The 13,383-nt window shown below is 48.9% G+C and carries 10 protein-coding genes; 1 reads left to right on the top strand and 9 read right to left on the bottom strand.

The genetic code is table 11. The features are described 5' to 3' along the window. Window positions 1-147: 147 nt before the first annotated feature. The 9 genes from ftsH to pth all read right to left on the bottom strand — a co-directional run bounded on the left by ftsH (window position 148) and on the right by pth (window position 11,850). Window positions 148-2,289 (bottom strand): ATP-dependent zinc metalloprotease FtsH, encoded by a 2,142-nt coding sequence (ftsH, locus tag HMPREF3090_RS04825; protein ID WP_067973107.1) that lies wholly within the window; start codon window positions 2,287-2,289, stop codon window positions 148-150. A 45-nt stretch (window positions 2,290-2,334) separates the two neighbouring features. After that, the gene (hpt, locus tag HMPREF3090_RS04820; protein ID WP_067973109.1) at window positions 2,335-2,880 is read right to left on the bottom strand and encodes a hypoxanthine phosphoribosyltransferase; all 546 of its coding nucleotides are present in this window, start codon (window positions 2,878-2,880) and stop codon (window positions 2,335-2,337) included. A gap of 136 nt (window positions 2,881-3,016) precedes the next feature. Continuing rightward, a complete protein-coding gene (tilS, locus tag HMPREF3090_RS04815) occupies window positions 3,017-4,396 on the bottom strand; it encodes a tRNA lysidine(34) synthetase TilS (protein ID WP_067973113.1) in 1,380 nt (459 codons plus the stop codon). Between the two features lie 339 nt (window positions 4,397-4,735). Beyond that, window positions 4,736-5,179: a S1 domain-containing RNA-binding protein gene (locus HMPREF3090_RS04810; RefSeq protein ID WP_067973116.1), complete on the bottom strand. Its 444-nt coding sequence runs from the start codon at window positions 5,177-5,179 to the stop codon at window positions 4,736-4,738. 31 nt (window positions 5,180-5,210) lie between these two features. After that, window positions 5,211-5,666, bottom strand: coding sequence for an FtsB family cell division protein (locus HMPREF3090_RS04805; RefSeq protein ID WP_067973118.1), 456 nt, complete (start codon window positions 5,664-5,666; stop codon window positions 5,211-5,213). 136 nt (window positions 5,667-5,802) lie between these two features. Then, window positions 5,803-6,081: an RNA-binding S4 domain-containing protein gene (locus HMPREF3090_RS04800; RefSeq protein ID WP_067973121.1), complete on the bottom strand. Its 279-nt coding sequence runs from the start codon at window positions 6,079-6,081 to the stop codon at window positions 5,803-5,805. Between the two features lie 12 nt (window positions 6,082-6,093). Next, complete coding sequence (locus HMPREF3090_RS04795) at window positions 6,094-7,716, bottom strand: putative polysaccharide biosynthesis protein (RefSeq protein WP_067973124.1); 1,623 nt, start codon at window positions 7,714-7,716, stop codon at window positions 6,094-6,096. Between the two features lie 9 nt (window positions 7,717-7,725). Beyond that, a complete protein-coding gene (gene mfd, locus HMPREF3090_RS04790) occupies window positions 7,726-11,265 on the bottom strand; it encodes a transcription-repair coupling factor (protein ID WP_246818692.1) in 3,540 nt (1,179 codons plus the stop codon). A 15-nt stretch (window positions 11,266-11,280) separates the two neighbouring features. Further along, the gene (gene pth / locus HMPREF3090_RS04785; protein ID WP_210382185.1) at window positions 11,281-11,850 is read right to left on the bottom strand and encodes an aminoacyl-tRNA hydrolase; all 570 of its coding nucleotides are present in this window, start codon (window positions 11,848-11,850) and stop codon (window positions 11,281-11,283) included. Between the two features lie 410 nt (window positions 11,851-12,260). Between pth and HMPREF3090_RS04780 the strand changes: the two genes are divergently transcribed. Beyond that, entirely contained in the window at window positions 12,261-13,223 is a 963-nt protein-coding gene (locus HMPREF3090_RS04780) for an L-lactate dehydrogenase (protein ID WP_067973132.1), read from the top strand. Window positions 13,224-13,383: the final 160 nt, after the last annotated feature.

Genomic DNA, 13,383 nt, shown 5'->3' with positions numbered 1-13,383 from the left:
ACGTTGTTTTCTTGGCCTTGCCAAATAATTTGCTTCAAAAGCGGAAGGCATGCTCCCCAATACGATTTAATGATATAAGTAAATTAAAAAGCAGAAAAGCAGGGCGCCGAAGCGCTCCCTGCTTAATCTTCAAGCCAGTGATGAGCCTTAGTCCTCATCCTTTTCGTCCTGCCGGCGTTGAGCAATTTCTTCTTGAATATGTTCATTTCGCCGACCAGGTTCTTGGTCTTCTGAATCAGATTCAGAAGCGTCTAGACCTTGGCGTTCTTCTAACTGTTCTTTAGATTCTTCCTGTTTCTTTTGACCTTCGCGCTGCATCTTCTCTTTGACTTCATCATAAGTCTTAGGACGGGCTTCTTCTTCGACTTCTGTTACAGTTTCAGCCGGCATTTCACCTGTTTCAAAGAGACTCTTGATGGTGCGGGCATCCAAGGTTTCAAGTTCCAAGAGTTTTTCAGCGATAATCGTCACTTGTTCACGGTGGTCGCTGAGAATTTGTTTAGCTTCAGCCAAGCAGTCTTCCATCAATTGGAGGAGTTCTTGGTCAATCTTGGCTGCCGTTTGAGCAGAGTAGGTCTTCTCACCATAACTTTGTGCGCCCCGCATGCTGTGGTTCCCTTCATAAGAGATAGGGCCCAAAGTTTTGCTCATCCCATATTCGGTGATCATGCTGCGTCCTAGTGAGGTAGCTTGTTCAAAGTCGTTGGAAGCCCCAGAGGTTTGGGTATTGAAGAAGACTTCTTCAGCTGCCCGACCCCCGAGTAAGCCAACAATCTGTTCGCGCAAGTCCTTAGCATTGTACATGTTCTGGTCTTCGCGTGGCAGCATAATAGCATAACCGCCAGCCTTGCCCCGGGGAACGATGGTCACCTTATGGACAATCCGAGCTTCATTGAGGACCAGACCACAGACGGTATGGCCCGCTTCGTGGAAGGCTGTGACCCGTCTTTCTTTCTCACTCACTTGCCGGTCTGGCTTAGCTGGCCCAGCAATCACCCGGTCTTGGGCTTCATCCACATCCACCATGTCGATAGCTGCCTTGTCCAAGCGGGCTGCTAAGAGTGCTGCTTCATTCAAGACATTCTCAAGTTCTGCCCCCGTAAAGCCTGGGGTCTGACGGGCTAAAACCTTAAGATCCACATCAGGCCCTAACTTCTTATTGCGGGCATGGACCTTGAGGATGGCTTCCCGGCCCTTAACGTCAGGGCGACCAACTAAGATTTGACGGTCAAAACGACCTGGACGGAGCAAGGCTGGGTCGAGTACATCGGAACGGTTGGTTGCCGCAATAACGATCACATTATCCTGCTCGGTAAAGCCGTCTAATTCAACCAGCAATTGGTTGAGGGTTTGCTCCCGTTCATCGTGGCCGCCACCCATACCAGATCCACGCTTACGTCCGACCGCATCGATTTCATCGATGAAGATAATAGCCGGTGAATTCTTCTTGGCGGTATCGAAGAGGTCGCGGACCCGGCTAGCACCGACCCCAACGAACATCTCAACGAATTCAGACCCTGAAATCGAGTAGAAAGGCACCTGGGCTTCCCCAGCTACGGCCTTAGCTAGCAAGGTCTTCCCGGTCCCTGGAGGGCCTTCGAGGAGGACCCCTTTAGGAATCCGTGCCCCTAATTGGTGGTACTTGCGTGGGTCTTTGAGGAATTCAACCACTTCAACAAGTTCTTGCTTTTCCTCATCGGCTCCAGCTACATCGGCAAAGCGTACCTTAGACTGTTGGGATTGGTCCTTGGCGTTGGACTTGCCCATAGACATGGGGTTCCCCCGGCCACCGCCTTGGGCACGCTGGGTCATAAAGTACATAAAACCAATAAAGATAACTAATGGCAAGGCACTGAAGAGGAGGTTAACCCAGACCCCGGAGCTATCTTCCTTGAGAGCCTTGAGCGAGGTATCGGTCTCTTCAGCTGTCTGGCTAATCTTAGCTAGGGTGTCATTGTTGGGGAGGACACGCGTGAAGAACTTCTTAGCCTGGCCTGTTTTAGCATTGTTAAAGATAGGCAGGTTGTTTTCACTCTGGCTCTCTTGCTTGTCCCGCGAGGCCCGATAGTCCCCAGTTATCTGATAGGCTCCAGCTTGCGGTTGAATGGCGATATTTTGCAGATTTTCATCCGATAATTCCTGCATAAATTCCGTTTGCGTGATTTCTTCGGTTGATCCATCATCTCCACCACCTGCAATATAATTGACCAAGCCAATTAGGGCGAAGAAGATAATAATCCAAAGAAGACCACTTGTCAGAAAACTCTTATTTGGTCCTTTTCTCTGCATGTAGTTTCTCCTATCTGCTTAATTTTGATCTGATAGTTATGCTGATTAACTGTAAACCTCAGCCTTAAGGATACCTATATAAGGTAAGGCGCGGTACTTCTCGTTATAGTCGAGGCCATAGCCGACTACGAATTCATCTGGAACATCACGGCCAGTATAGTCGCAAGTCATGTCCACCACCCGGCGCTCAGGCTTGTTCAGCAAGGCGCAGACCTTAACGGAGGCTGCCTTGCGGTGGGCCATCAGTTCACAGACCTTCTTGAGGGTGCGTCCTGTATCGATAATATCTTCGACAATTAAGATGTGACGCCCTTCAACGCTTTGGTCTAGGTCTTTGAGTATCTTAACCTGACCGGAGGATTCCGTACCTGAGCCGTAGCTGGAAACAGACATAAAGTCCATCTCTAAAGGACAGTCCATACGGCGTACCAGGTCCGTCATAAATACGACAGAACCCTTGAGGATACCAATTACAAGGGGATTCTTCCCCCGGTAGTCCTCAGTTAGTTCTTGCCCTAAGCGATCAACTGTCTCGGCAATTTCTTCCTGAGACAGCAGCACTTCTTGGATATCATCATTAGGATGTGTCATAGCTTTAATAATCCTCCACACGCTTTCTATTCTAACAAAATAATTACAGAATCAGCAAATATTCTGAACTCCTTCATTCTATCATAACTTTAATAATTTAAAACCAATTGCCGCTTAATTATATAAAATTTAATGCTTATTTTTCAAGAAACAAATGGAAGGGGCTGTTCTCGTGCCGTTCCAGGTAGAGAAAGTCGCCATCTAAGAAGATGGCTAGGATATGTTGGTCGGCTAAAGCGACCAGCCAGGCCCGGTCGCGGTCCGCTTGAGGAAGTTTTTGATCAATAAACCAGCGCCGAATTTTCTTATGCTGGCCTTGGCTCAAAAGCAGATAATCTCCAGCCTGACGGTGGCGCACTTGGAGCGCGTCACGGCTAGCTGATCGAGGCAAGAAGCCGTAGCCGTAATTTTGTACTTTTAGACTGATTTGACTTCCATCTTCCAAAGTTAAAGACTGGCCGATCTTTAGCGAGTAAGTCAGGCTGAGACTAGGACTGAGCTTTTCTTGACCAGCAGGGTAGATGTAAGCTTGGCGGTAGACCTTAGCTAATTGGTAGCCACCCGGTAAGCTCCACAGGCCCTGAGCCTTGCCTTCTAATAAAAAATCCAGCAGCTTCTCTAGGCCCTGGCGAGGGAAGGCAGCCAAGGCTTCCACCCGACTTCCTTGAAAAGCGTACTGCAAGGCCAAAAGGCGCTGGTTCCTAGGCAAGTGGTCAAGCTGGTCGATAGCTAACTGCCAGTGGTCCTTTGACCCTGTCATGAGGCCCCTTGTCTTCGCTTCTAGGGCCTCTTCCATCAATTGCCAACCCGCTCCCAGGTCCTTAGCAAAAGTAGCTAGCTGGTCCTGAACATTAGGATTGAGCTCCTCTAAGGCGGGCAAATAGTCTAAGCGCAAGCGGTTTCTCAGAGCCGCTCGCTCTTGGTTAGAGGCGTCCTCCGCATAAGGAAGTCCCTCTTCCTGGGCGATGGCATAGAGATCTGCCTTAGGAACATCCAAGAAGGGACGGAGGACTTGGGCCTCAGAATAGCTATATAGTGCGCTGACTGGCCGCATGCCTGCTAGGGCTTGGAGCTGGCTGCCTTGGATGAGCCGCATGAGTACCGTCTCCGCCTGGTCATTTAGATGGTGGGCAGTCAGCAAGTAGGACCAGCCTTTCTGCTCCAAAATTTGACCAAAATTGGCATAGCGAAAGTGCCGGGCCGCCTCCTCATAAGAAGCTTGGCCAAAATCTGGATGGGCCCAGATGCGAACAGAGATTGGAATATCCCGGTTCTGGCAGTAGGCCACTAGCGCTTCCTGCTCAGCATCTGACTCAGAACGCAAGCGGTGGTTAATATGGGCCACCGCAAATTTCAATCCCCTTGTTTTCCCTAAATACTCAGCCACCCGCAGCAAAACCATAGAGTCCACCCCATAAGAAACCGCCAGCAATAAGGGCGCCCCCTCTTCAAAAACTTCCGCCGCCTCCCGTCGCAAAAACGCTTCCACTTGCTCAACCAGTTCTTTAAATAACATCACAACCTCCTGCTTTAACAGTTCTCTATTTTTAATATTGATAGCTAGTCACAAATAGTTTTATATCGGATACATCAGCTTCTTTTGAGCAGCAGTGGAGCTTTGAATTTGATCGTTAGCCGTGACTAAGCAAGCGATGTGAATTAGGGATAGTCGGCGTCAGCCGTTACTAGCCCTTTGAAGCTCGCTAGGTGAGGGGCCTTGGCCCGAACCGGTGCCACGGCTCTTCAACGATCAAATTCAAAAGTGGAACGGATGCTGCCGCTATTTGGTAAAATGTCGATTAACGACGAAAAAAGAGGCTTGAAATTACTTCCTAGGCCTCTTCTCCATCACTTGCTAGCTACGACGACCTCCACGGCCACCGCGCTTACCTTCTGTATTCTTCTTCAGCGATGCTAAGCGGTCATCACTGTCTTTCAAGAAATTACTCATCATGGTATCGAAATCCGAACTCCGCGAACTTTGTTGCCGCTTAAAATTAGGGGCGGGTTTGGACCGGCGTGGTTTGTTGTCACGCGCTGCCTTAGGGGCTTTTGCTGGGGCAGAATCTTCCGCCTTCCGCATTGACAAGGCAATCTTACCTGATTGATCAATATTGGTAACGAGGACTTTCACCTCATCCCCTACACTTAAAAAGTCATTAATATTTTTGACATATTCATTTGAAATTTCAGAAATATGTACTAATCCGCTCTTACCGTCTCCAAGGTCAACAAAGGCACCAAAATTTGTAATGCCTGTGACCTTGCCAGTCAGTTTGCTTCCGATTTCAATTGCCATGAACTAATTTCTTTCTCCCTTCAGCTCTTACTTATTGTTTTTGATTTTGTGCATTCTCTTGTTCCTTAAGATAGGCTTTATTGAAGGCTTTAGCTTGTTTGGAATCATTATCTTCAGGCAGGCTAAAGATAATCTCATCGTCCTTGCTTAAGTAGAAGCGGCTGCGGGCTAGCTTAGCCACATAGTCTTCATTCTCAAGCAGGGTCTCCTGGTCCTTCAAGTAAGCCAGATTATTCTCCTCACTAAGCAAGGCAGCCTCCGCTGCCTTCATTTCTTCCTTAACCGAAGCAGTCGCTTGCTGGGTGCGCCGGATCTGGAAGAGACTCGTCAAGCAAATCACTCCCATAATTACTAAGAGACCCCGCACTAACCACTGGCGGGCAGACTGCTTAGAATGATGGGGACGCTTCTTTGAGGAGCTTTTTGCATAGAGGGGGGTTACTTTTTTATTTCGTTTCTTAGGCCGCACACTGACACCTACCTTCATCACCTAGGATTAAAAGCCGCCTAAATTCCCAGCTCTTATCTATCAGCATCTATTATAGCATAACTTCTATCTGATAGCTTATTAATACAGTATACCCATCTTAAGTCAGAAAGTATAGCGCCATTTTTATTATTTTTTAATAAAATTCAGGTAGGTCGCGCGACTTGAAGTCTTCTTCCAGAATCGTATACATGGAGGTCGCATCTGCTTTACGGGTCGATTCTTTGAGGTCGTCGACACGGATTTTCAGTGTCTTATTACCAAATTCAATGCTGACTTCATCCCCAATCTTGAGTTTGGTCCCCGACTTAGCTGGATTCCCATTCACTTGGATCCGCCCCTTGTCGGCAATGTCCTTAGCAACCGTCCGCCGTTTAATCACCCGGGAGACTTTGAGAAACTTATCTAAACGCATAAGAGCACTCCTTTACTGTGTTTTTCTTACTTTTATCCATTTTAACAGAGCCCGACCTAGAGGCAAGCTTAAAAGCTCCTCTTCACTGAGAACGGCCACTTGGTGCATGTAGACCGCTGTTACAAGAAGGCCCATCCCCACGCCCAGGAGGACAGCTAGGCTATCCAAGAAGCGGCTAGCGCCGAAGATTGCTTCAAAGCTGGTCAGGGCGAAATAATTGATGCTAAGCATGAGCAAGCAGAGAGGCAGGGTCCTTAACACCAAATCAGCAAGTCCTAGCTTGCACCGAATCTTGGCCTTTAAGAGGCTATAGAGCGAGGTCAGCATGGCAGCTAGGGCCAGCAAGCTCGCCCAGACGGCCCCCTGACTCCCCGCCCAGCTTACCAGGAGGGAGTTGACCGCCATCTTGATCGTAATACCTAGGATAAAGCTAAAGGCAACGTAGAGGCTCCGCCCCTGGGCCTGGTAGATGTTGGCTAAACCTGTCACCAGGCTGGCGAAGATAATCATCAGGACATATTGGGCCAGAACCAGAGCCCCTTCCCGGTCGCTAAAGAGCAGGTGGTTGATCTGGGGCATGATGCTAATTAGACCCGCCGTCACTAACAGACTAACGAAAGTGGTCAGGCGGAGGTAGACCCGGCTATTCTGGATAAAGGCAGATTCTTGCCGACGGATATAGGACCGGGTCAAGGCCGGTAAATAGGAGCTGGAGAAAGCAACGGCTAGGACCATGCCCAGTTGAACGAGGGGCTGGCCTCGATCATAGACCCCCTTAGCCAACTTGGCGCTTAAATCCGACCAACCGCTCCCTAGCAGAGCCTCATAGAGGGTGAAAGAATCCACCAATTGGAAGAAGACCAAGAGCGAGGCAAAGCAGCACAAGAGCAGGCCTTCGCTGAGAAATTCCTTAATGAGATATGACCAGCGCAGATGGTAGGGGGTCTTTTCTACCTGCTGCTGGGGCTTCGGCCAGGTAATAAAACGGCGCAAGCTCCGGCTCTGAGCCAAGGCCCAAACTAGGACAAGACTAGCAGCCAGGGCCGCAAGCCAAGCCCCCTGCATGGCCTGGGCTCCCATTTGGTAATAATTTCTTCCTTCAGCACTCAGGCTGACAAAATGGAAGGCGGCTAGGAGAATCACCCCTACCCGGACTACTTGTTCAATGATCTGGGAGAGGGCGACGGGTAGCATCACTTGATAAGCTTGAAAACTTCCCCGTAAGATCATCAGCACCGGCATAAAGAGGAACATAAAGCTAACCGAGCGGATGACCGGTGCCAAGAGGGGATCACCCATGGCCTGGGCCAAGACTCCAGCCCCAAAGTAAGTCAGGCCAAAACATAAGCCAGCAAAAACCAACATCATCAGACTGTAACGTTGAACAAAGAGACGCCGCTGACTCAGCTTGGCTTGGAAGGCAATCTGCCGGCCAATAAAATTAGGCAAACCGGACAGGCTAAAGGTCATGCCTATCCCATAGATGGGATAGACTTGCTGGTAAACATAGAAGCCCTCGTCGCCCACAATATTTTGGAAGGGCACCCGGTAGACTGCACTCAAAATCTTGGCAATGATACCGGCTAGGGTCAAGAGGAAGGCTCCTTTGGCAATATTTTTCCTTGGGTCTTTCATTTTAGCCTCCTAGCTCTCCTCATCAGACGGGCTATCGATCTGGTCAGCGAGTTGACTCACAAATTGGAGCAAGTAGTCGAGCCATTCTACTGGCTCTAACTTTCCAATCTGCAGGAAGAGGGTAAGTTGGCCTTCCTTGTCTTCTTTCATTTGTAGGCGCATAGGAATCTTATCCAAGGCCTCAAATATCTTAGGTACAGCCGTCTGCTGGTCCAGACTGGCATGGAAGTGTAACTCTACCCCATTATTTCGAGTCTGGATATGGTTGATGCCAACTTTCTTAGCATTGGCCTTAAGCGCACCCACATTCAAGAGGAGTTGGACTTCAAGCGGCGGTTCGCCGAAACGGTCCATCAATTCTTCGTCCAAGTCCCACATGGCTTCCGTATCTTCTAATAGGTTGATCCGCTTATAAATTTCCAACTTCTGCTTCTCATCAGCAATATAAGTCGAAGGAATATAGGCATTGATATTCATCTCGAGTTCGACCGGCTCTTCAGGTTGGCTTGGCGCTTGGCCCCGCTTCTTAGCCACCGCTTCACTGAGCATTTGCGAATAGAGGTCGAAGCCGACCGAATTCACGAAGCCGTGCTGCTGCTTGCCTAAGAGATTACCGGCACCCCGGATGGCCAAGTCTCGCATGGCAATCTTGAAGCCGCTGCCCAAGTCAGTGAAATCACGCAAGGCCGCCAAGCGTTTTTCAGAGACTTCACTGAGCATCTTGTCCGGCTGGTACATGAAGTAGGCATAGGCTACCCGGTTGCTCCGCCCTACCCGGCCGCGCAATTGGTAGAGGGTTGAGAGCCCCATGCGGTCAGCCGATTCAACGAGAAGGGTATTGACATTAGGAATATCCACGCCTGTCTCAATGATCGTGGTCGTTACGAGGACATCGTAGTCCCCCTCGATAAAGGCCATCAAGACCTCTTCCAGCTGGTTCACCGACATCTGACCATGGGCAATCCCAACCCGGGCTTCGGGTACCAGACCCGAGATAGCCAAGGCCTTCTCTTCGATTTTTTGCACATTATTAAAGAGATAAAAAACTTGACCCGACCGGCCGAGCTCGCGCTCAATAGCTTCGCGGATAGCTTCCGGATTCTGCTCGAGAATATAAGTCTGAACTGGATAGCGGTTGGCTGGTGGCGTCTCAATCACACTCAAGTCGCGGCCCCCTAAAATCGATAGGTGGAGGGTCCGTGGAATCGGTGTCGCCGTCAGGGTCAGCACATCTACATTGGCCTTGAGCTGCTTGAGTCGTTCCTTGGCCTTGACCCCGAAGCGCTGCTCCTCATCGACAACGAGGAGGCCCAGGTCTAGGAAACTGACATCCTTGGACAAGAGTCGGTGGGTACCAACAACTAAGTTGACCCTGCCAGAAGCGAGGCCCTCAATGGTTTCATCCTGCTGGGCCTTAGTCCTAAAACGACTCAAGAGAGCAATTTCAAAGGGCCAGTCTTGGAAACGTTCCAGGAGCGTTTCATAATGCTGCTGGGCGAGCACGGTAGTGGGCACTAGGAAGGCAGCCTGTTTCCCTTCCATTAGCGCCTTAAAAATAGCCCGCATGGCAACTTCCGTCTTCCCAAAGCCGACATCTCCCACGAGTAAACGGTCCATCGCTTTGGACTTCTCCATATCCGTCTTAATCTCGTCAATGGATCGCAACTGGTCTTCCGTTTCACTGTAAGGAAAGGCTGCTTCAAAGTCTGCTTGTTCCGGGGTATCGGGGCCGAAAGCATAGCCTTCCTGGGCTTCCCGGTTGGCATAGATTTCGATCAGGTCATCTGCGATATCCTCGATCTGCCCGCTCACCTTACGCTTAGTCTTAGCCCATTCGCTGCCGCCCATCTTATTGAGCTTAGGTGTCTTGCCTTCACTAGAGACATATTTTTGTACCAAGTCAATCTGCTCCACAGGCACATGGATAGCGGCCTGGTCGGCATAGACAATGGTCAAATAGTCCCGGTGCGACCCGGCCACTTCAATGGTCTCAATCCCTGTGAATTGCCCAATCCCATGGTTGATATGAACGACATAATCGCCCACCTCTAATTGCTGGTAGTTCTTAAGGCGCTCCGCATTCGAGAGCTGCTTGTTAGCTTTAGGGCGTTTCTTCTTCTTGACCTGCTGGTAGATATCTGCCTCCGAGACTAGGACCAAGCGCTCATTGACGAACTCAATCCCAGACGTGAAATTAGCCAAAACTAAGTTCACGGCATCTTCTTGGAGCCGGCCTAAGTCCGAAGACACCACCGCCAGGCCTTCAGCTTGGAGGATTTCCTCTAATTTGCGCCGGCGGTCAGCGGTCGACAGGGCAATAACCACTTGGCGCTTGGTCTTCTGCCAGGCCTGGATCTCCATCTTGAGGGCGTCCATCTGTTCATAAAATTGAACGACCGGCCGGGTTTGGAATTCATGGAGATAGTCAAACTTCATCTGGCCATAGCCCCTCTGGAAGATGCCCAAGTACAAGCACCGCCCCTTGTAGGCCTCTAAACTCTCCTTAAAGGAAGTATAATAAGCGATTTGCGGCGGGAGCTGGCCTTGCTCCGTTTTAGCTTGGAGGAAGGCTGCTGCATTCTCGTCAATGCTAGCAGCAGATTCTTGGAGGCGAGGATAGTCATCGATTATTAGAAGACTCTCATCCCCTAAGTAACTGAGCAAGTTGTCCTCACTCTCATAGAGGTATTGGCTAAAGTAAGCGGTCAGTTCCGAACTCTCCCCGGTCCGCCATAAGTTGACCTCTTCTGCCATATTTCCCTTGATTTCTTGGGCTAAGTCAGCATCCGCCATGCCCCCAACTTCTTGCTTGACTGCTTCTTGGAGCCGGTCCGCTTGGGCTTTCATTTGTTCAGGCTGAAAGAGGAAGTCATCAGCCGGGATGATCTGGACTTGGTCTAGGTCCTCTAGACTTTTCTGATTGTCTGGATCAAAGCTTGAAATCCGTTCCAGTTCATCAAAGGCCAGAGAGAAGCGGACGGGCTGGTCCCGGTCAAGAGGAAAGCAATCCACAATATCTCCCCGTAAACTCATCTCACCCGGACTTGCGACAATTGGCCGCCTCTTATAGCCCCGCGCTAAGAGGTCCTTGGCCAGTTGGGGGGCAGGCAAGTCATCCCCCAAGCTTAATTCTAAGTGCAGACTGTCCCAGAGTGCAGCAGGCATCAGACGCTTCTTCAAAGCAAAAAGCGGGGCAAGAATAATTCCCCCTTCTTCACTTTCTCTTAAGAATTTCATCACAGCCAAGCGGTCAGCCAAGGCTTCTGGACTGGCTACAGCTAGGTCGGCTGCCACACTCTCTGCGGTATTAAAGAGATAGAGCCGGTCTTCGGGAATGAAGTTGGCTAAATCATCCAAATAGCGTTCAGCTTCAAGTAAATTATTAGTCACAATTAAATATTTTTGACCCACCGCCTGCTTGTAGGCGAGTTGGGCGATATAGGCCTTGGATAAGCCCTGTAAGCCTAGAAAGAGAACGCTCTGCCCTTCAGCCAGAGCTTGACGGGCATCCGTATCGAGCGCTTCAGTCATATATTGATCTAATTGCAAGAAAACACCTGCTCTCTAATGGTTATACTTGGTCATGGTTTCTTCAAAAGAATGGCCGGCTAGCCAATAATCAATGGCTGCTACCGCCTGGCGAGTGCTCTCGAGCATGGCGGTATGGTCTTCTTTGGGGAAGTTCCCTAAGACATGGTTCACCACACTCACGCCTGCTTGTGGCCGGCCCACGCCTAGTTTTAAACGTTGGACTTGGTCAGTCCCTAAGTGTTGGATAATACTCTTCATCCCATTATGGCCACCAGAACTGCCCTTGCGCCGCATACGCAAGCGACCCACATCCATATCCATATCATCATAGATCACTAGGAGGTCCTCTAATTCAATATCGAAATAATTCACAAAGCCAATCAAACTCTCACCCGATAGGTTCATAAAAGTCTGTGGCTTGATAAAGAAAACCTTCTCCCCTTGGATACGGTATTCCACATATTTGGCCTTGAATTTCTCCTGGTCAAAGGTCAGATGGTGCTGGTAAGCCCATTCATCCAAAGTAATAAAACCAATATTGTGGCGGGATCGTTCATATTTAGGGCCTGGATTTCCCAAGCCTGCTACTAATTTCATCGTCATACTCCTTTATTTAAGGGCGGAGCCCTTCTCTTCTAAGCATCCTATACTGCTGCTCTGATTGCGAAGCGCAAGTAGCTTCTAATCATACTTATTGTACCTTAGACCCCCAGCGCAAACAAGTTCTCAGCTTGCAGTTAAACTAGGACCAAGACTATCTTTTAAGGCTTAAATCTTAGCTATCATAATTGTAAAAACAATCACAATTATCTATCGAATACATTTTTTGTATTTATTTCATCCCCTTAAATTTCTTTCCTTTTTTGTTAAATCACATATGATAACGCTTGCTGTTTTTTTCTAACTTCGTTTATCATTTCACAATTTCTAGGAAAGCATTGAAATCCCCCTAGCTAATCACTATAATGGCTAGTATAAGCATATTGATACAATAGAAATGAGAGGTCTTATTGATGGCAAAAGATAAAACACATAAAATTATTTTAATTGGTGATGGTGCAGTTGGCTCTAGCTTCGCTTTCTCTACTGTATTGCAAGGCATCGGCCACGAACTTGGTATCATTGATATTAATAAAAAACGTGTGATTGGTGACGTCGAAGACTTAAAAGACGCCCTAGTTTATTCTAGCCCTAAGAAGATTTTTGCTGCTGAATATAGCGATTGTAAGGATGCCGACATCGTGGTTCTCTGCGCAGGCATGGCTCAAAAAGAAGGTGAAACGCGTCTCGACCTTGTCAGCAAGAACTTGGTAATCTTCAAAGACATGGTTGACCAAGTTGTCGCTAGTGGTTTCGACGGGATCTTCCTGGTAGCCACCAACCCTGTAGACATCCTGACCTATGCCACATGGAAATTCTCTGGCTTCCCATCTTCCCGGGTTATCGGTTCAGGGACTGCCCTCGACAGTGCTCGTTTCCGCCAAGAAATTGGTGCTTTAACCAATGTTGACTCCCGTAGTGTCCACGCCCTCATCATGGGGGAACACGGCGACAGTGAATTTGCCGTCTGGTCTCACGCTAATATTGGGGGACTCCCAATGGAAGACTGGGTTAAGGTTCACCCCGAAATCAATGAAGAACGCTTGACAGAAATCTATTACGATGTTCGCGATAAAGCTTACCGCATTATCGAAAACAAGGGTGCAACATTCTACGGTATCGCTGCTTCCCTAGCCCGGATCGTGAAGGCTATCCTCAACAATGAAGGAGCCATCCTCCCTATCTCTGTTTACCTTGATGGTGAGTACAATCAAGAGGACATCTATATCGGTGCCCCTGCTGTCCTAACCAGCGAAGGCGTTCGTAGCGTCATCGAATTACCACTCAGCGACCACGAACAAAACTTAATGGACAAGTCTGCTGGTCAAATGAAAGAAGTTATTGATTCAGCCTTTGCTGAATTAGAAAATAAATAAGCTCTCTAAAGTCATAAAAATTGCCGTCCCAGCTAACGCTCATGCGCTAGCTGGGACGGCTTTTTTAATGTGTCTTTAACAAGTTGTATTGGTGAGCATCCGTTGCACTTTTGAATTTGATCGTTGAATTTCAAAGGTTCAAGAACGGCTAGCGCCGTCT

Origin of the sequence: Aerococcus sp. HMSC23C02 (genome assembly GCF_001806805.1) — a bacterium.
In the GTDB taxonomy this organism is placed as follows: domain Bacteria; phylum Bacillota; class Bacilli; order Lactobacillales; family Aerococcaceae; genus Aerococcus; species Aerococcus sanguinicola.
Note: the sequence above shows the minus strand (reverse complement) of the source record. Positions and strands in the feature narration are given on the sequence as shown.

What these genes read in the sequence shown, in the direction of transcription:
- ftsH (WP_067973107.1), bottom strand. Translation starts at nt 2,289, where the DNA reads ATGCAGAGAAAAGGACCAAATAAGAGTTTTCTGACAAGTGGTCTTCTT.
- hpt (WP_067973109.1), bottom strand. Translation starts at nt 2,880, where the DNA reads ATGACACATCCTAATGATGATATCCAAGAAGTGCTGCTGTCTCAGGAA.
- tilS (WP_067973113.1), bottom strand. Translation starts at nt 4,396, where the DNA reads ATGTTATTTAAAGAACTGGTTGAGCAAGTGGAAGCGTTTTTGCGACGG.
- HMPREF3090_RS04810 (WP_067973116.1), bottom strand. Translation starts at nt 5,179, where the DNA reads ATGGCAATTGAAATCGGAAGCAAACTGACTGGCAAGGTCACAGGCATT.
- HMPREF3090_RS04805 (WP_067973118.1), bottom strand. Translation starts at nt 5,666, where the DNA reads ATGAAGGTAGGTGTCAGTGTGCGGCCTAAGAAACGAAATAAAAAAGTA.
- HMPREF3090_RS04800 (WP_067973121.1), bottom strand. Translation starts at nt 6,081, where the DNA reads ATGCGTTTAGATAAGTTTCTCAAAGTCTCCCGGGTGATTAAACGGCGG.
- HMPREF3090_RS04795 (WP_067973124.1), bottom strand. Translation starts at nt 7,716, where the DNA reads ATGAAAGACCCAAGGAAAAATATTGCCAAAGGAGCCTTCCTCTTGACC.
- pth (WP_210382185.1), bottom strand. Translation starts at nt 11,850, where the DNA reads ATGACGATGAAATTAGTAGCAGGCTTGGGAAATCCAGGCCCTAAATAT.
- HMPREF3090_RS04780 (WP_067973132.1), top strand. Translation starts at nt 12,261, where the DNA reads ATGGCAAAAGATAAAACACATAAAATTATTTTAATTGGTGATGGTGCA.